This is a genomic window from Bradyrhizobium sp. IC3195 (genome assembly GCF_020193585.1).
In the GTDB taxonomy this organism is placed as follows: domain Bacteria; phylum Pseudomonadota; class Alphaproteobacteria; order Rhizobiales; family Xanthobacteraceae; genus Bradyrhizobium; species Bradyrhizobium yuanmingense.
Genome location: NZ_JADYVG010000001.1, coordinates 680,129 through 697,752, shown reverse-complemented (window position 1 = coordinate 697,752; position 17,624 = coordinate 680,129). Strand labels below are relative to the sequence as shown.

The 17,624-nt window shown below is 64.1% G+C and carries 16 protein-coding genes; 8 read left to right on the top strand and 8 right to left on the bottom strand.

The annotated features are described in order from the left end of the window. Positions 1 to 173 precede the first annotated feature (173 nt). Positions 174 to 449, bottom strand: coding sequence for a hypothetical protein (locus tag I6F09_RS03275; protein WP_035999913.1), 276 nt, complete (start codon positions 447 to 449; stop codon positions 174 to 176). 254 nt (positions 450 to 703) lie between these two features. Here I6F09_RS03275 and phaC point away from each other — a divergent pair, with 254 nt between their 5' ends. Beyond that, positions 704 to 2,512 (top strand): class I poly(R)-hydroxyalkanoic acid synthase, encoded by a 1,809-nt coding sequence (phaC, locus tag I6F09_RS03270; RefSeq protein ID WP_225171209.1) that lies wholly within the window; start codon positions 704 to 706, stop codon positions 2,510 to 2,512. A 122-nt stretch (positions 2,513 to 2,634) separates the two neighbouring features. Continuing rightward, entirely contained in the window at positions 2,635 to 3,033 is a 399-nt protein-coding gene (locus I6F09_RS03265; protein ID WP_035999918.1) for an MAPEG family protein, read from the top strand. Positions 3,034 to 3,149: 116 nt separating this feature from the next. On the opposite strand, the gene argC is transcribed toward I6F09_RS03265, so the two are convergent. Further along, positions 3,150 to 4,133, bottom strand: a complete 984-nt coding sequence (gene argC / locus I6F09_RS03260; RefSeq protein ID WP_225187439.1) for an N-acetyl-gamma-glutamyl-phosphate reductase — start codon at positions 4,131 to 4,133, stop codon at positions 3,150 to 3,152. Continuing rightward, positions 4,130 to 4,795, bottom strand: a complete 666-nt coding sequence (locus I6F09_RS03255) for an FMN-binding negative transcriptional regulator (RefSeq protein ID WP_035999927.1) — start codon at positions 4,793 to 4,795, stop codon at positions 4,130 to 4,132. The genes argC and I6F09_RS03255 overlap by 4 nt, the downstream gene beginning before the upstream one ends. A gap of 368 nt (positions 4,796 to 5,163) precedes the next feature. On the opposite strand from I6F09_RS03255, the gene I6F09_RS03250 reads away from it, so the two are divergent. Continuing rightward, positions 5,164 to 6,159 (top strand): MBL fold metallo-hydrolase, encoded by a 996-nt coding sequence (locus tag I6F09_RS03250; RefSeq protein WP_225187438.1) that lies wholly within the window; start codon positions 5,164 to 5,166, stop codon positions 6,157 to 6,159. Positions 6,160 to 6,212: 53 nt separating this feature from the next. Here the strand turns inward: I6F09_RS03250 and I6F09_RS03245 are convergent, their stop codons facing one another. Next, positions 6,213 to 6,743: a DedA family protein gene (locus I6F09_RS03245; protein WP_035999932.1), complete on the bottom strand. Its 531-nt coding sequence runs from the start codon at positions 6,741 to 6,743 to the stop codon at positions 6,213 to 6,215. 274 nt (positions 6,744 to 7,017) lie between these two features. On the opposite strand from I6F09_RS03245, the gene parE reads away from it, so the two are divergent. The 4 genes from parE (at position 7,018) to I6F09_RS03225 (ending at position 11,449) form a co-directional block, all read left to right on the top strand. Then, entirely contained in the window at positions 7,018 to 9,060 is a 2,043-nt protein-coding gene (gene parE, locus I6F09_RS03240) for a DNA topoisomerase IV subunit B (RefSeq protein ID WP_035999934.1), read from the top strand. A 440-nt stretch (positions 9,061 to 9,500) separates the two neighbouring features. Continuing rightward, positions 9,501 to 10,283 (top strand): porin family protein, encoded by a 783-nt coding sequence (locus I6F09_RS03235; protein WP_225187437.1) that lies wholly within the window; start codon positions 9,501 to 9,503, stop codon positions 10,281 to 10,283. Between the two features lie 188 nt (positions 10,284 to 10,471). After that, complete coding sequence (locus I6F09_RS03230) at positions 10,472 to 10,657, top strand: hypothetical protein (protein ID WP_036000069.1); 186 nt, start codon at positions 10,472 to 10,474, stop codon at positions 10,655 to 10,657. Positions 10,658 to 10,678: 21 nt separating this feature from the next. Then, complete coding sequence (locus I6F09_RS03225; RefSeq protein ID WP_035999947.1) at positions 10,679 to 11,449, top strand: glucose 1-dehydrogenase; 771 nt, start codon at positions 10,679 to 10,681, stop codon at positions 11,447 to 11,449. A gap of 111 nt (positions 11,450 to 11,560) precedes the next feature. Here the strand turns inward: I6F09_RS03225 and I6F09_RS03220 are convergent, their stop codons facing one another. From I6F09_RS03220 to I6F09_RS03205, 4 genes are all read right to left on the bottom strand, one after another. After that, entirely contained in the window at positions 11,561 to 12,328 is a 768-nt protein-coding gene (locus I6F09_RS03220; RefSeq protein ID WP_036022935.1) for an outer membrane beta-barrel protein, read from the bottom strand. 178 nt (positions 12,329 to 12,506) lie between these two features. Then, positions 12,507 to 13,724, bottom strand: a complete 1,218-nt coding sequence (locus tag I6F09_RS03215) for an FAD-dependent oxidoreductase (RefSeq protein ID WP_225187436.1) — start codon at positions 13,722 to 13,724, stop codon at positions 12,507 to 12,509. Between the two features lie 211 nt (positions 13,725 to 13,935). Beyond that, positions 13,936 to 14,376: a hypothetical protein gene (locus tag I6F09_RS03210; protein ID WP_225141822.1), complete on the bottom strand. Its 441-nt coding sequence runs from the start codon at positions 14,374 to 14,376 to the stop codon at positions 13,936 to 13,938. Positions 14,377 to 14,754: 378 nt separating this feature from the next. Then, positions 14,755 to 16,269 (bottom strand): caspase family protein, encoded by a 1,515-nt coding sequence (locus I6F09_RS03205; RefSeq protein ID WP_225125540.1) that lies wholly within the window; start codon positions 16,267 to 16,269, stop codon positions 14,755 to 14,757. Between the two features lie 203 nt (positions 16,270 to 16,472). Between I6F09_RS03205 and I6F09_RS03200 the strand changes: the two genes are divergently transcribed. Beyond that, positions 16,473 to 17,438: a helix-turn-helix domain-containing protein gene (locus I6F09_RS03200; protein ID WP_225125541.1), complete on the top strand. Its 966-nt coding sequence runs from the start codon at positions 16,473 to 16,475 to the stop codon at positions 17,436 to 17,438. Positions 17,439 to 17,624: the final 186 nt, after the last annotated feature.

Genomic DNA, 17,624 nt, shown 5'->3' with positions numbered 1-17,624 from the left:
GGCACGAAAGCACTCAGGCTCCATCGCGAAAATTACTCAGAATCAAATACTTAGAGCAATCGTCGGCAACGAAGATTGAAGTCGTTCGCCCTGACTCCAGGCTGAACCGAGGTCTTTTAGCACGGCAAAGCGGAGGCGCCAGCGATTACGTTGGCAGTCTCGCGGCCACGGGCCTATTTGGCGTCCTTGGCGGCAGCGGCCTGGCGATCGCGCGCGGCGGCGAGCTCGGCCTCGATCTTGGCGCGCTGCTCCAGCGGGATGATCGCCTGATCGCGATCCGGGGGCAGATCGTGCACGGGCAGATAGCTGCCGGGCTCCCTGGTACGCGGCGGCGCATCCGCGGGCGCCAGATCCGCGAGTTGGCTCGAACACCCGCCCAGGGCGAGCGCCGCGATCAGCACCGCGCCGCAGATCGGCAGCGTCTTTTGCAGGTCCCACAACGCCAACACTTGGGAAATCCCCTACTCGTCCCAATGCACGGCCCCGGGGCAAGCTTACCCAAGACCGTGCCCAAGCTCAAACCATTGCTGCCCAAATGGTGCGAGCGAGAAAACAACCGATGCCCAACAAGCCGAGCCGTGCGGCTCCATTGTGACGGAACCAAGAAGATTTGTCGCAGTGCAACACATCTTCGAGAGTGTTTAACGTCAAACATGCGAGCTTCGCGGTGACGAATACGGAATGAATCGTTACTGTTCTGCTCATGAGTATGGCCACGACCGATACGCCGAAACCCGAGACGAAGTTCGACGCCGAAGCCTTTGCGATGAACGTCGCGCGGGCGATGGAGAGCGGCGGCAAGGCGCTCGCCGCCTATCTCAAGCCGCGCGAGAGCGGCGAGGTGCAGGACCGCCCGCCGGCCGAGCTTGCCGAGGTCGTCAAGACGTTCACGTCGGTCGCCGAATATTGGCTGTCGGACACGTCCCGCTCGTCCGATCTCCAGACCAAGCTTGCCAAGGATTATCTCGACCTGTGGGGCTCGGCGGTGCGTCGCATGGCCGGTCAGGACGCCGAGCCCGCGATCGCGCCCTCGCCGCGCGACAAGCGCTTTGCCGATCCGGAATGGAAGTCGAACCAGTTCTTCGACTTCGTCATGCAGCTCTATCTGCTCACGACCAAATGGGCGCAGGAGCTGGTGCGCGACGCCGAAGGGCTCGATCCGCACACGCGCCGCAAGGCCGAGTTCTACGTCCAGCAGGTCACCAACGCGCTCTCGCCGTCGAACTTCGTGCTGACCAACCCCGAAGTGCTGCGCGAGACGGTGGCGTCCAGCGGCGAGAACCTCGCGCGCGGCCTGAAGATGCTGGCCGAGGACATCGCCGCCGGCAAGGGCATGCTGAAGATCCGCCAGTCCAACCCGGACAATCTCGTCGTCGGCGTCAACATGGCGACGACGCCGGGCAAGGTGATCTACCAGAACGAGATGATGCAGCTGATCCAGTATTCGCCGACGACGGAGAAGGTGCTGCGCACCCCGCTCCTGATCGTGCCGCCCTGGATCAACAAGTTCTACATCCTCGATCTCAAGCCGGAGAAATCCTACATCAAGTGGTGCGTCGATCAGGGCATCACCGTCTTCGTGATCTCATGGGTCAATCCCGACAAGCGGCTCGGCAACAAGGGCTGGGAAGACTACATGAAGGAAGGCCCGCTCACGGCGATGGACGTGATCGAGAAGATCACCGGCGAGATGAAGGTGCACACCGCCGGCTATTGCGTCGGCGGCACGATGCTCGCGACCACGCTGGCCTGGCTCGCCGAGAAGCGCCGCCAGCGCGTGTCGTCCGCGACGTTCTTCGCGGCCCAGGTCGACTTCACTCATGCGGGCGATCTGCTCGTGTTCGTCGACGAGGAGCAGATCGCCGCGATCGAGCAGGACATGAAGACGGCCGGTGTGCTCGAAGGCTCGAAGATGGCCATGGCCTTCAACATGCTGCGGTCCAACGACCTGATCTGGTCCTACGTGGTCAGCAATTATCTGAAGGGCCAGCAGCCGAGCGCATTCGACCTGTTGCATTGGAACTCCGATGCGACACGGATGACCCAGGCCAACCATTCCTATTACCTGCGCAATTGCTATCTGGAGAACCGGCTCTCCACCGGTACGATGGCGCTCGACAACACCCTGCTCGATCTCTCCAAGGTGAAGGTGCCGGTCTACAATCTCGCCACCCGCGAGGATCACATCGCGCCCGCGGAATCGGTGCTCTACGGCTCGCAATTCTTCGGCGGCCCGGTGAAATACGTGCTGTCCGGCTCGGGCCACATCGCGGGCGTGGTCAATCCGCCTGCCGCGAACAAGTACCAGTATTGGACCAACGACAACATCAAGAACGTCAGCGTCGCGCAGTGGATGAAGGGCGCCACCGAGCACAAGGGCTCGTGGTGGCCGGACTGGCGGGAGTGGCTGGGCGAGCTCGACCCCGAGGAAGTCCCGGCGCGCGTGGTCGGCAGCGACGCATTTCCGCCGATCGAGGACGCGCCCGGCAGCTATGTCAGAGTTCGCGCGTAGCGGAATCCGGCGCGCTTTCGTATAGACTAATTGTTTGAGCATGATCTTTTCGGAAAACCGCTACTCACTTTTCCGGATCATGCTCTAGCCTCAATCCAGCGACGACACAGGGGACCGGCACTATGACACGCGAATTGTTCTGGCTGACACTGACGGTGATCCTGACGGGCGTTCTGTGGGTTCCCTACATCATCAACCGCTGCCAGGTTCGCGGTTTGAGCGGTGCCATGGCCAACCCCTCGCGCGGCGACAAGCCGCAGGCGGAGTGGGCCAACCGGCTGATGTTCGCCCATGACAACGCGGTCGAGAACCTCGTCATCTTCGCCCCGCTGGTGCTGATCCTGAACGCGATCGACTATTCCACGAAATGGACGGTGCTCGCCTGCGCCGTCTATTTCTGGTCGCGCATCGCGCACATCATCGTCTATGCGCTCGGAATTCCGGTGTTCCGCACCCTCGCCTTCACCGTCGGCTTCTTCGCCCAGGCCGTGCTGGTGCTGGCGATCTTCAGGGTGGTTTGAAGCACTTTCCACGTCATTGCGAGGAGCCCTTGCGACGAAGCAATCCAGACTATTTCCGCGGTGGAAGCTCTGGATTGCTTCGCTTCGCTCGCAATGACGGAGGATAGAGGCCTGCCTCACTCCTCCGGCAGGCCGAGCATCAGCCGCATGTTCTGCACGGCTGCGCCGGATGCCCCCTTGCCGAGATTGTCGAGCCGGGCGACCAATAGCGCCTGGTGATATTTGTCGCTGGCGAAGACGTAGAGCTCGAGCATGTTGGTCTCGTTGAGCGCCTCCGGCTCGAGCCGGCCGCCCTTGCTCGCCTCGTTCTGCAGCGGCATCACCTTGACGTATTTCGAGCCGGCGTAACGCTTTGCCATCGCGGTTTGCAGGTCGGCGCCGCCAGGCTTGCCCGGCAGCGTGTCGAGCTGGAGCGGCACCGAGACCAGCATGCCCTGCCGGTAGTTGCCGACCGAGGGAATAAAGATCGGCCGCCGCGTCAGGTTCGAATAGAGCTGCATCTCCGGCAGATGCTTGTGCTCGAAGCCGAGGCCGTAGAGCTCGAAGGACGGGGCGCTGCCATCCTCGAAGCTTGCGATCATCGACTTGCCACCGCCGGAATAGCCGCTCACCGCGTTGACGGTGACGGGATAATCAGGCGGCAGCAGGCCAGCATCGACGATCGGCCGCAGCAGCGCGATCGCGCCGGTCGGATAGCAGCCGGGATTGGAGACCTTCTTCGCCGCCTTGATCTTGCCGGCCTGGTCAGGCGTGAGCTCCGCAAAGCCGTAAGCCCAGTCCGGCGCGACCCGGTAGGCGGTCGAGGCATCCAGCACCTTGGGCGCGTGAGCCCCCATGCCGTCGACCAGGGCAACGGTTTCCTTGGCGGCATCGTCGGGAAGGCAGAGTATGACGAGATCCACCTCCTCCATCAGCGCCTTCTTGGCCGCGGGATCCTTGCGCTTGTCGTCGGCAATGGTCTTCACCGCGACGTCGCTTTGGAGCTTCAGCCGCTCATTGATGCCGAGGCCGGTGGTGCCGGAGCCGCCATCGACGAAGACGGTGGCCGGCTTCTTGGCCGCGCTGGTGGCCGGAGCTTTGGTGGTGTCAGCGAGGCTCATGATGCGCTCCCTTCGAGCATGTTCGTGTCGTCTGCGAAAATCTGCGGCCTTGCCTGCCGCATCAATTGTGAGATCCGCTTGGCATCGGCATCGCCGCCGTCAAGCGCATTCGCGATCGCTGCATAATCGGCATCCGACTTGTGCTGGTTCAGCTTGAAGCTGCCTTCGACCTCCTCAACGGTCATGACCAGCCCAACGATCCCTTTCTTCATCGTCTCCAGCCGACCCGCCGTCATCTTGGCCGACGTCCACGGCTTTTTCGGCAGCAGCCAGCTCTCGAACTTGGCGCTGAGCACCTCGAGCTGCACCGCCAGCTCGTCATCCGACAACAGCCGAACCGGCCCGCTCAGATGCACCGACTGGTAGAGCCAGGTCGGAACCTGATCCGGCGAGACGTACCAGTCCGGCGATACATAGGCATCCGGGCCGTTGACCGCGAGCAGCCACGACGCCTCGCCGCCCGCCAGCTTTAGCAGCGGATTGTGACGGGCGAGATGAAAGGCAGCCTGCGGCGTGCCATCTGCGGCATAGGTCAAATAGAACGGCAACGGCGAGGCGATCGGCCGCTTGCCATCGAACGCGCACATCGTGCCGAAGCCGCGCTCCTCGGCGAATTTCAGGCTCGCGGCGCGGTCCTGCTTGAAAAAGGGTGGCGTGTACATCGTGGTCTCCTGCTGGGCCTCCTAAGGGGCCGCCGGATCAGATCGCGCTGACAGGAGAGAGGATGCCGCGGATCTGGTCCAGCGGCAAAGACGATGATCTCAAACGCGATCGACCGCCCAAACCGCTAAGCTGCGGCGGCGGCGACGGGCGAACAGAATGGTCGCGGCGTTGATCATGGCGCGCGGCTATAATGCCACCAGGTTCCATGGTCAAGAGCAAATCGGTTCAGTGGGACGGCAGGATGCACACAGATGTCATCGGACCGCCGTGGAATTTCTACTAGAAGTAGGGGTTTTCGAGAACGACCGGCGGGACACAACCTCTTCGCCGGCCCCGAGCCGTTCGCACCCAGCCTCAGGACATCACCATGACCGAGATTACTCGTCGCGCAACGCTAGCCGGCGCCGCCGCATCGGCGCTCCTGCCTTTCGTGAAGATTTCGCCCGCGGGCGCCGCCGCGCCGCTGGCCGAGAAGCAGAATGCGAGCTTCTATCGCTACAATGTCGGCACCCACCAGGTCACGGTGGTCTGCGACGGCGTTGCGACCGTCAATCTGACCGACAATTACGCCGCCGGCGCCAGCAAGGATGACATCAACAAAGTGTTCGCCGAGCACCACCTGCCGGCCGACAAGGTCACCCACACCTTCAACCCGGTCGTGGTCAACACCGGACCGAAGCTCGTCGTCATCGATACCGGGCTCGGTCCCGACCAGTTCACGCACTCGAAGGGCAAGGTCGGCCAATTCCAGAACAATCTCGCCGCCGCCGGTATCGACCGCACGGCGGTCGATACCGTCATCATCTCCCACTTCCATGGCGACCACATCAACGGCCTGCTGGCGGCCGAGAACAAGCCCGCCTTCCCCAATGCCGAGATCATGGTGCCGGCGGTGGAATGGAAGTTCTGGATGGATGACGGCGAGATGAGCAAGGGGATGGGCAATCCGATCCTCGAGAACAATTTCAAGAACATCCGCCGCGTGTTCGATGCCCTGGGCCGCAAGGTCACGCAATATGAGGCCGGCAAGGAAGTCGCGCCCGGGATCACCTCGGTGGCGAGCCCCGGCCACACGCCAGGCCACAATTCCTTCATCGTCGCCTCCGGCGCCGAGAAGGTGCTGGTGCAGGTGGATATCACCGCGGGCGCAGCGTTCCTGTTCGTGAAGCATCCCGAATGGAACATCGCATCCGACGTCGACAAACCGCTGGCCCAGCAGACGCGCCGCAAGCTCTACGACATGGCGATTGCCGAGAAGATGCCGATCCAGGCCTTCCACGCCGCCTTCCCCGGTCTCGTCCGGGTCGAGAAGGACGGCTCCGGATATCGCTGGATCCCCGCGATCTGGAACGCATCGCTGTAGGCTTGCTTAGAAGGCTTGGCCTGACGCCCTGACCGGGCGGCCCCGTTGCCCGGTCAGATCACCCGCCAGATCCATTCCATGATCTTGGCGAGCACGTCGCCGAACAGCAGGAGCACGGCCGACCAGATCAGGGCCGAGACGAAATTGGCCGCCTGGAAGGTCCAATAGGGCATCTCGAAGATGCCGGCCGCGAGCGGCACCGAGGCGCGCAGGGGTCCGAAGAAGCGCCCGATGAATATGCTGGGGACGCCCCAGCTGCGCACGAAAGCCTCGCCTCTGGGGAGCAGTCCCGGATAGCGCGAGAGCGGCCACATCTCGGCGACCTTCTCCTTGTAGCGGTAGCCGAACCAGTAGGAGACCCAGTCACCCAGCGCCGCGCCGAGGGCGCCGGCAATCCAGACCGGAAAAAAGTTGATGCCGCTGACCCCGATCAGCGCACCGATTGCCACCAGCGCGCCCCAGGCCGGGACCAGCAGCGAGATGAAGGCGAGCGACTCTCCGAAGGCCAGCACGAACACGATTGGCGCTGCCCAAGCCTGGTGAACGCGCACGAAGTCAGTGAGGGCGTGCGCAAACTGCTCCATCCAAAATAGCCTTCCCGCCCCGTCTCAAGGTGCTGCTCGATGAAAAGGACTGGTAAGCCAAGGACTTGTGTGACATCAAGTCACAAAACCCCGACATCACCAAGCCGGCACGTCAAATTGCCGGGAAATGGCGAGGCTGCGGCGTAAAATCGCCCGGATTCGCTCCCAACCCACAGCGCCCAGTCCGCCCTACGGTAACCTTTCCAAGTCAGAAGTGGCATAGTCGGCTTAACCGATTCGCCGCTTCTGCGGCCCTCAAAACGTATCAAGATATATGTCCAAGCAGTTGAAGCCAAAAGCAAAAGACGATTTCTTCGGCGGTGACGAGCCGAAGCCCCGCACAGCCGTCAAGGCGGCGCCGCGCAGTGGCGGGGAAGCCGATTACACGGCAGCCGACATCGAGGTGCTCGAGGGGCTGGAACCGGTGCGGCGTCGGCCTGGCATGTATATCGGCGGCACCGACGAGAAGGCGCTGCATCATCTGTTCGCCGAAGTCATCGACAACTCGATGGACGAGGCGTTGGCCGGGCATGCGACCTTCATCGGAGTCGAGCTGAGTGCGGACGGTTTCCTGACCGTCACCGACAACGGCCGCGGCATCCCGATCGATCCGCATCCGAAATTCCCGAAGAAGTCGGCGCTCGAAGTCATCATGTGCACGCTGCATTCGGGCGGCAAGTTCGACAGCAAGGTCTACGAGACCTCGGGCGGTCTGCACGGCGTCGGCATCTCCGTGGTGAACGCCCTCTCCTCGCGTCTCGAGGTCGAGGTCGCGCGCAGCCAGAAGCTCTACCGCATGACCTTCGAGCGCGGCCATCCCAAGGGCAAGCTCGAGGACCTCGGCAAGGTCAACAACCGCCGCGGCACGCGCGTGCGCTTCAAGCCCGACACCGACATCTTCGGGCAGAAGGCCGCGTTCAAGCCGCAGCGCCTGTTCAAGATGACGCGCTCGAAGGCCTACCTGTTCGGCGGCGTCGAGATCCGCTGGAACTGCGCGCCCGAGCTGCTCAAAGGCGTAGAGGACGTGCCGGCGGAAGCGACGTTCCACTTCCCGGGCGGCCTCAAGGACTATCTCGCTGCTGCGATCCACGCCGACACGCTGGTGCATCCGGACATCTTCTCCGGCAAGTCGGGACGCAACGGCGCGCACGGCGCCTGCGAATGGGCGGTGGCCTGGACCGCGGATGCCGACGGCTTCCTTTCCTCCTATACCAACACCGTGCCGACGCCCGACGGCGGCACCCACGAATCCGGCCTGCGCAGCGCGCTGCTGCGCGGCTTGAAGGATCACGCCGAGCGCGTCGGCCAGGGCAAGCGCGCCGCCTCCGTCACCTCGGAAGACGTGATGGTGGGCGCCGCCGTGATGCTTTCGGTGTTCGTGCGCGAGCCCGAATTCCAGGGCCAGACCAAGGATCGCCTCGCCACCGCCGAAGCGCAGCGCATCGTCGAGCAGGCGATGAAGGACCCGTTCGACCATTGGCTGTCGGGCAATCCGAACATGGCCAACCGGCTGCTCGACTTCGTCATCGACCGCGCCGAGGAGCGGCTGCGGCGGCGGCAGGAGAAGGAGACCGCACGCAAGACGGCCGGCAAGAAGCTGCGCCTGCCCGGCAAGCTCGCCGACTGCACCGATGCCGGCACCGAGGGCTCGGAGCTGTTCATCGTCGAGGGTGACTCGGCCGGCGGCAGCGCCAAGCAGGCGCGCGACCGCAAGACCCAGGCCGTGCTGCCGCTGCGCGGCAAGATCCTCAACGTCGCCTCCGCCGGCAAGGACAAGCTGACGGCGAATGCGCAGCTCTCCGACCTCGTGCAGGCGATCGGCTGCGGCACGCTCGCGCAATATCGCGAGGAGGATCTGCGCTATCAGCGCATCATCATCATGACCGACGCCGACGTCGACGGCGCCCACATCGCCTCGCTCCTGATCACCTTCTTCTATCGCCAGATGCCGCGGCTGATCGACGAAGGCCATCTCTTCCTCGCGGTGCCGCCGCTCTACAAGCTGACCCACGGCTCCAAGTCGGTCTACGCCCGCGACGACGCGCACAAGGAGGCGCTGCTCAAGAGCGCGTTCAACGCCAACGCCAAGGTCGAGGTGAACCGCTTCAAAGGGCTCGGCGAGATGATGCCGGCGCAGCTCAAGGAGACCACCATGGACCCGGCCAGGCGGACGTTGCTCAAGGTGGTGCTGCTGGCCGACGACCGCGACACCACGGCGGATTCGGTCGAGCGGCTGATGGGCACCAAGGCCGAGGCGCGCTTTGCCTTCATCTCGGACAAGGCCGAGTTTGCCAGCGACGAGCTGCTGGACGTTTGAGGCGGCAACCAAACCGGCTGCACGCCAACACAGCCCCGGCCCAAAGCCGGGGCTGTGTCTTTGGGGCAGCGGCCGCCGTTTCGGACCAGTTTGCCTTGTGTGCTGCCGGGATCTTCGTTGCTTTCCGGATTCGTCTCGCGGCGACTCGGCCAGCGACTCAGCGGATGCTGCGGCCGGGAGCAGGATTGCCTCCGTCTCGGACAAAACCGAATTTACTAACGAAACCTTACTCAAAATCGAGTCGCCAGAATTCGGTCAAGGCCTTGAAACATAACAATTTTCTAGATCTGGGCGAGGCCGCCGCAAAATACCCCCACACCGGCGTTTTCCGGCGACTGTGCCTGTCCGGCAACAGCATTTCGGCAAGAACCGTCTATAGTCCGGTCATCAGATGACACGGACTTCAGTGCGCTCGCGCCGACAAGGTTTGGGGATTTAAAATGAAGAAGACATTGCTCGCTCTGACCGCGGTTGCGGCGATGACCGGCTCGGCCTCGGCTGCCGACTTGGGCGCCCGTCCCTACGCGAAGGCCCCGATGCCGGCGCCCGTCGCCAACTGGACCGGCTTCTACGTCTTCGGCGGCGGCGGCGGCGGCCTCTCCAATGCTGACCAGCAGATTGTCGACACCGCCACGGGTACCCCGCTGACCATCACCCAGCGTCAGGGCGGTTCCGGTTGGTTTGGTACGGTCGGCGCTGGTTACGACTGGCAGTTCAGCGGCACCTGGGTCGCCGGTGTGTTTGGCGACGCTCAGTTCGGCAGCATCCGCTCCACCATCCAGGATCCGACCTTCGACATCACTGGTAACCAGAAGCTGGAGACCTCTTGGGCGGCGGGCGTGCGCCTCGGCTGGCTGGTCGCTCCGAACGTTCTCTCCTACGTCAACGGCGGTTACTCCGGCGCTCACTTCGGCCGCACCAACTTCACGACGCTCGGCGGTACCCCGGCCGGTGTTCACCTCAATGGCTACGATCGTCACGGCTGGTTCATCGGCGGCGGCGTCGAGAACAGCCTGAACATCTTCGGCATCACCTCGCCCGGCTGGTTCATGAAGACCGAGTACCGTTCGGCCTTCTACAATGCCAAGACTGAGGCTATCCGCACCGATATCGGCGACCTCCCGACCATCAACAGCGTGCGCGCCAACAGCTGGAACCAGACGATCTCGACCTCGCTGGTCTACCGCTTCAACTGGACCGGTCCGGTCGTCGCGAAGTACTGATCTGATCGCACGATCAAGCGTCAAAGCCCCGGCATCGCCGGGGCTTTTTCGTTTGGGCCTAGCGTCCTTGCGGCCACGGCCCATTGTGTCCGTACCAGAGCTACGGCTAGTCTGTCGGCAAGTTTTCGTGGCTGCGGCAGTCGTTGATGCCGTGGAGCGCGACAGAAGCGGACCGATGGGAGGAAGGCATGCGCAGATTTCTGCTGGTGGCAGGCCTGTTTGCAACCGCTCTCGGGCTGCTCTGGATCGGACAGGGCACGGGCACGGTTCCGTGGCCGCGATCGAGCTTCATGGTCAACCAGCTGCACTGGGCCGGCTATGGCGCAGCCATGGCCGGGTTCGGGCTGGTGCTGATCTGGCAGAGCAACCAATAGAAGAAACCAGGGAATCCAAGCATGACATCCAGCCGGTTCGATCTCCGCGGCAAGGTCGCGATCGTCACGGGAGGCAATGGCGGCATCGGGCTCGGCATGGCGCGCGGCCTCGCCGATGCCGGCGCCGACATCGCCGTGGTCGGACGCAACGAGAGCAAGTCCGCCGCCGCCGTGGCCGATCTCAGGCAGCGCGGCGTGAAGGCGATCGCCGTCGCCACCGACGTGACCGACAAGGCGGCGGTCGCAGCCATGATCGACCGTGTCGTCAAGGAGCTCGGCCGCATCGACATCCTCGTCAACAATGCCGGCATGAGCATCCGCAAGCCGCCGCACGAGCTCGAGCTCGACGAGTGGAACAAGGTGATCGACACCAACCTCACCAGCGCCTTCGTGTGCTCGAAGCTGGCCTATCCGGCGCTGAAGGCGTCCGGCAACGGCAAGGTGATCAACATCGGCTCGATGATGTCGATCTTCGGCGCGAGCTTCGCGACCGCCTATGCGGCCAGCAAGGGCGGCATCGTGCAGTATACGCGCGCCTGCGCCAATGCCTGGGCGCCGGACAACATCCAGGTCAACGCCATCCTGCCGGGCTGGATCGACACCGATCTCACCCGCGGCGCGCGACAGCAGGTCTCGGGGCTGCACGAGCGCGTGCTGGCGCGCACGCCTGCGGGGCGCTGGGGCGACATCGACGACTTCGCCGGCATCGCCGTGTTCCTGGCATCGCCCGCGTCGAATTTCGTCACGGGTACGGCGATCCCGGTCGACGGCGGATTCTCGGTGATGGCCTGAAGCCGGCCTGCCCGCCATCCAACAACGCAAAAAAGAAGCCCCGGACGACGCCGGGGCTTTTGAATTGAGACAGTGCTTTTCTTGATCGTTGGTCGCGTTGCGTCGACGTGCTCAGTAGCGGGCGATGGTGGGTGCGTCGAACTTGTAGCTCGCGCGCACCACGGCCCATTGGATGTCGCGCGGCTTGGCATCGAAGGTGTAGTTTCCGGAGGTGCCGCCGAGCTGATAGGTCTGGCTGGTGAAGGCCGCGTAATTGTATTCGAGGCCGACGATCCAGTTGCGGGTGACGCCGTATTCCCAGCCGGCGCCGACGGTCCAGCCGTTGGCCCAATGGGTTTGTCCGCCCGAGCCCGTCGCCACACCGACGGTGTCGGTGACCGAGAGGCGGTTGTTCGCGCCGGCATAGCCGCCCTTGATGTAGAAGAGGTTGTTCTGCACGGCGAAGCCGGCGCGCCCGACCACGGTCGCGAGCACGTTGGTACGCCAGGAGAACACGTCATCCGCGGCGCCAAACACGGTGTTCGTGAACGAGCCCTTGTTGTCGAGACCCGAAATCGTGCCTTCCACGCCGAACACGTAATTGTTGGCCTGCCAATTGTAGCCGATCTGCGCGCCGCCCATGACGCCCGCGTTGCGCTGGCGATAGCCCTCTCCCGGCAGCAGATCGCCGAACGCCGCGCCGGTGCCGTTGTTGATGAACTGCTGGTTGGTCCATGCGCCACCGATGTGGCCGCCGACATAGAAGCCGGTCCAGTTGAAAAGCGGCTCGACATAGGCGGGCGCCTTCGTGTAACGCGCACCGAGATCGGCGGCGGAGGCCGCACCGGTCGAAACCAGAGCCGTCGTGCAGGCAAAGGCGGCAATCAACTTATTACGCATGGTACACCCCGTGTCCTTGATGGACGCACGGTCACAGACGGCTCTTACTAAAATTGAAATCAACACGGTTAACGTGGCGGTTGGGCCCGCATCGCGCCGTGAATCCGATGGCGATGTTGCAAGCGTGCAACGCATCGCGCGCGAATTCACGCCGCGTTATCCCTACCGAAGTCCTCCGCTAGGATTGCGGCGCGGCGCGCAAATGCACGTGCTCGGGCCGCACGCCGAGCGCAAGCAGGCGCGCTGGAATGCCCTGGAGCCATGGCAGCGCGGTGATGAGGCGCACGACCAGCGGCACCTTCAGCGGCCGGTCGCCGCCCTGCAAGGCGCCACTGATGATGTTGTTCTGCACGACCACCTGCATAGCTTGCGTCATCTTCACCGGGAACGCGCGACGGCGCCTGATGGCATCGAGCTCGTGCTCGGACGGGCAGCCATGCTGCAGCTTGTGCGCCAGGAGGTTTGCGGTCGCAACCGCATCCTGCACGGCGAGATTGACGCCCACGCCGCCGATTGGCGACATCGCATGCGCGGCGTCGCCGATGCACAATAGGCCCGGCTGCGTCCAGCGCGCTAGGCGGTTGATCGCGACGGTGAGCAGCTTGACGTCGTCGAAGCTCTTCACCTCGGCGATGCCGGAGCGGAGGATCGGCGCCATGCGCACGACGTCGTCGAGCAGCGCCGAAAGTCCCCTCGCCTTCACCGCATCGTACTGTCCCTTGGCGATGACATAGGCGCACTGCCAATATTCGCCGCGGTCGAAGGTGATCATCATCTTGCCGGGCTCGACCCGAGCGAACACGTTCTCGGTTTCGTCGGGTTTGCGGCCGGCGCGAAACCACAGCACGTCCATCGGCGCGCCGATCTCCTCGACGCTAAGGCCGGCGCGCTCACGCACCGTCGAATGCCGGCCGTCGCAGGCGATGGTGAGATCGGCTTCGATGTCGATGATGCCCTCAGGCGTCTTCGCCCGCACGCCGGCAATCGTCTCGCCGCGGCGGATCAGATCGATCGCCTCCGTGCTCATCATCACCTCGAGCGAGGCAAAGCGCCTGCCCGCCTCGCGCAGAAAATTCAAGAAGTCCCATTGCGGCATGAAGGCGATGAAGGGGTATTTGGTATGGAGCCGGCTGAGATCGGCAATGCGCACAGGCGTGCCGCCGAACAGGCCGTCCATCTTTTGCAGGCGCTGGTGCGGCAGCTTCAGGAAGCCGTCGATCAGGCCGAGCTCATCCATCACTTCAAGCGTCGACGGATGCACGGTATCGCCGCGGAAGTCGCGGAAGAAATCCGCATGCTTCTCCAGCACCACGACGTCGATGCCGGCGCGTCCCAGGAGGTAGCCGAGCATCATGCCGGCAGGTCCCCCGCCGACGACGCAGCAGCGGACTTTCATGGTCCTGTCAGATTGTGGGTTGGGTGTCACTGCAGACGCGAACCGCGAGGTGAGTATCGATGAAGAGATGTCCGCCGATACTAGCGCGATTCAGGTCAAAGAGAGTCCTAATTATGCAGGGCGCAGTTGGATCAATGCCGGTTGGGAGCAGCAGACCGGCGCCAAATGAAAGGCCCGCTTCGTGCGGGCCTTCCGTGACAATCGCGTTCGACTATTTCTGATCCTCGTTGCTGGTCCCGGACCCCGGACTGCCGATCGGCACCCCATTCGGAGCGCGCCCGGCACCCATGTTTCGCTCGGCCTGAGCTGCCGTGGGCGACTTGCCGGCGGCAGTCGGCGCCTGAACGTTGGGATTGGTCGGGCTGTTATTGGTGTTGATGTTGGCGCCTGTGGTGGTGCCCTGCGTTCCCATGCCGGAGGGAGCCGACGGCCCGGAATTGGCACTGCTGGGTGACGTTCCAATTCCCGCGCCCGATGAGGCCGCAGATCCGCCGCTGGTTCCGCCGGTCCCCGTGCCTGCCGCGGCACCCGCACCTGCGCCACCGCCGCCTGCGCCACCCCCACCGCCTCCGCCACCACCGCCTCCTTGAGCAAGGGCGGCCGTCGAAAGCGCAGCACAAGCGATCGTGACGAGGATGGATTTACGGATCATGGATCGTCTCCCTGGTTTGGCAGACAATCCAGCCCGGCAGGAGTTGTTCCTTCCGCGGGGGAAGCGAGCTTCGCGTCTCAGGACTTTGGCGACTTGCGGTCCCACGGCCGTTTGCCATCGGCGTCGCGATCCCATGGTCGCGTGGCCGGAGCCCCCTTCTCATCCTCGGCAGCCTTCGCGCGGTCCGCCTGGACGCGTTCGCGATCGGTGAGAGGTGGGGCTGTGGGAACTGGATTCGTTTGAGCCAGAACCGGAAGCGTCGTAAGGAGCGCGACAATAATGAATTTTGTCATTCCCGGCTCTAGCACTTTCACCTTGGCTTGTCCGATTTAAGTTCGGCCGCTGCGCAAGATCATCCCGTCACAATCGAACAGGACGTCAATTATTACTCCGGTTCGCGCTCCTGAAGCTCTTGATCTCCGACACGCTGCCGTCGCGATAGGTCAGCTCCACCGAGACGGATTTCGTGCTTGGCGCGAGCTTCATGTAGAGCGGCATGCCGGCGCTGACCGCGCTGGGGTCGCGCATGTCGCAGGGCGGCATCTTCAGCACCTGGTTGGGCACGGCGCTGTCGACGCCGATGCGCACCTCGCGGATGGCGCAGCGGTAGGAGACGAGATGGGTGTAGTAGACGAGCAGCCCGTTGAACTCGCGGAACGACAGCCAGCTCGTCGAGGTCATGTCGAGGATCTTGCGCTGGTCGCGGATCAGCGCGGCCTCGGGATCGAACCTGATCGGGAACGGGCCCTGCATGTCGCCGGACTGATCGACATAACGGACCTCGATGGTGCCAGCCTGCGCATCCGGCGGCAGCTCGATCGACGGGTTCGGCATCCGCTTGCGGGTGCGCGGATCGAGCGTGTCGATGAACCCGGTCTCGCGGAAATCGCCCGTGCCGGCAATGCGCCAGGAAATGCCGAGCGTCGGATCGGCGAAAGAGAAGGTCACGCTCCAGCCGCCATTGTGACGCGAGAAGCTCGCGATCGGCGCGTTGAGGGTCTCCTCCTTGGGCATCTGCGGCACCGACACCGGCGGCAGCGCCGCAAGCTTCGTGGGCGGCGGATCGTCCGAACGCGCGGCGGTGTCCTTGGCGAGGCCGCTGAGGAAGACATCGTCGACCATCTGGTCGAAATAGACCGGCACCTGCCTGTGCTTCACGGTGTCGGCGAGCTCGCTGACGGCACGGCGGGTACGCTGCGCCACCTGCACCAGATTCTCGCCGGGCTTGAGCAGCTCCTTGGCGAAGGTGCGCGTAAACACTGAGTTTGGATTGGCGTCGTCATTGGAGAGCCGATCGAGCGCGGTCTGGCGGGGACCCGCGGAGAACACCGAGAACACGCCCTCCGGCAACTGGGTCATCGGCGCGAGCCCGCCGGCGCCGGCAACCGCGCGGGTGCCCTTGCGCTCGAACGGATTGTTGCGGCAGGCGTCGAACACCAGGATCGAGGTCCGCGCCTTCTTGTTCTGCAGCCGCTCGACGATGCGGTCGGCCAGGATCGAGGCGTCGCGCACCAGCTCCTCCTGCCCTTCCGTCGCAGCCGGCACGTCGGTCGGCAGCAGATAGTTCTGGCCCGCGATCTCGAAGCCGTGGCCGGCATAGAAGAAGAAGGCGGTGTCGCCGGGCTCGATGGCCTTGTCGAAGGCGAGCAGCGTCTCGGAGAATTGCTGCCGGCTCTGGTTTTCGGCGACCATCACCGAGAAGCCGAGCTGCTTCAGCGTGTCGCCCATGGTGCGAGCGTCGTTGACCGCCTTGAGCAGCTTCGGCACGTTCTTGTAGTCGTTGTTGCCGACGACGAGCGCGACACGCTTAGCGGCCCAGGCGGGCCCCGCGAAACCGCTCAGGCCCACCGCGAGGCCAAGGGCCGCCAGAATTCTGAAAAGCCGACGCGTCATCGCAAAATTTCCCGTTGCAGAACCGGCCCTGCCACCGATCTTCGAACGGCAGTTCATGGGACCCCCTGCCGCTGTGTGATAGTCGGCCCAGACCTGACGACGGTTCAAGGACCCCGGGGGCTCCGATTGTACGATCCGACTATGGCCGATTCCGCTGGAATCTGTTTCCTTTTGGACAATTTCGCCGGAAGCGAGGGGCTGCCGTGTTGCACTGGTGTACGGACGAGGTCGACCCGAAGGATCGCTTCGACTATTGGCGCGAGGTGCGCGCCAAGGGGTTGTTCGGTGTCACCGCCGAGCTCGCGCGCGAGCGGCGCGCGGACTTCTTCGGCGAATTCTCGCTGCGTAAGCTGGGCGGCGCCGGCCTCGTCGAGCTGAAGGCCTCGCCCTACGCGGTCGAGCGCAGCGCGTCGGACATCGCCTATGCCCCGGGTGAGGCGATCTGCGTCTACCAACAGCTTGGCAGCGGCGGCTGGTTCGGCGGCATGCGCGCAAGCGACTTTGCCATTGCCAATGGCAGCTTCGCCACCAGCCATACCGACCTGCCGTACCGCACCGCCCCGCTGGGCACCGGGGGCTTCCACCTGCGGATCCTCAAGATCCCCGTGAGCCACATCCCGGTGCAGGACAAGCGCATGCGCGATCTAGCGCCCCGGACCTTCAACGATCCGGCCCTGGTGCCCCTGCTCGCGGCCTGCTTTGCCGATCTCAACGAAATCGCCACGGACGATACGGCCTCTGCCGTCCAGGCGTCCTTGGTCCAGGCTTTGGCCCATCTGGCGCTGATCGAGCGCGGCGTCGTGCGGCCCGGCAGCCGGCGGGGACAGCAGGCACTGCGGACCGCCCGCCTCTCGCAAGCCCGGCGGCTGATCGCGCGCCACCTTCAGGACCCCAATCTTGCGCCGGCCATGGTGGCCGACCTGCTCGGCGTCTCCGTTCGTCACCTGCACATGCTGTTCGAGATGGCAGAGAAGAGCTTTTCCCAGACGGTGACCGACGAGCGCCTGAAACAGAGCCGCCGCCTGCTGCGCGAGGCGCCGGAACGGCTGATCGCCGACATCGCGTCGTCGTGCGGCTTCGAGAGCCTGGCGACCTATTACCGGGTGTTCAACGCCGCCTATGGCATGGCCCCAGGTGATTTCCGGGCCAAAGGCACGGACGGCCGTTAGCTGCTGTCTTGGCGGTTGCGGCCAAGCGGAGGGGGCTCGGGGGAAAACCCCAGCCGCGCCCGTGATTTGGGCAAAAACCTCAGGCTTTTTAGGCTCTTCCCGCGCCCGCTCCATTGACTTTGGCCAATTCCCGCCTATGTTCCGGGTCGACGCGGCTCAGATCGAAGAGCGATTCCTGAGCCTTGC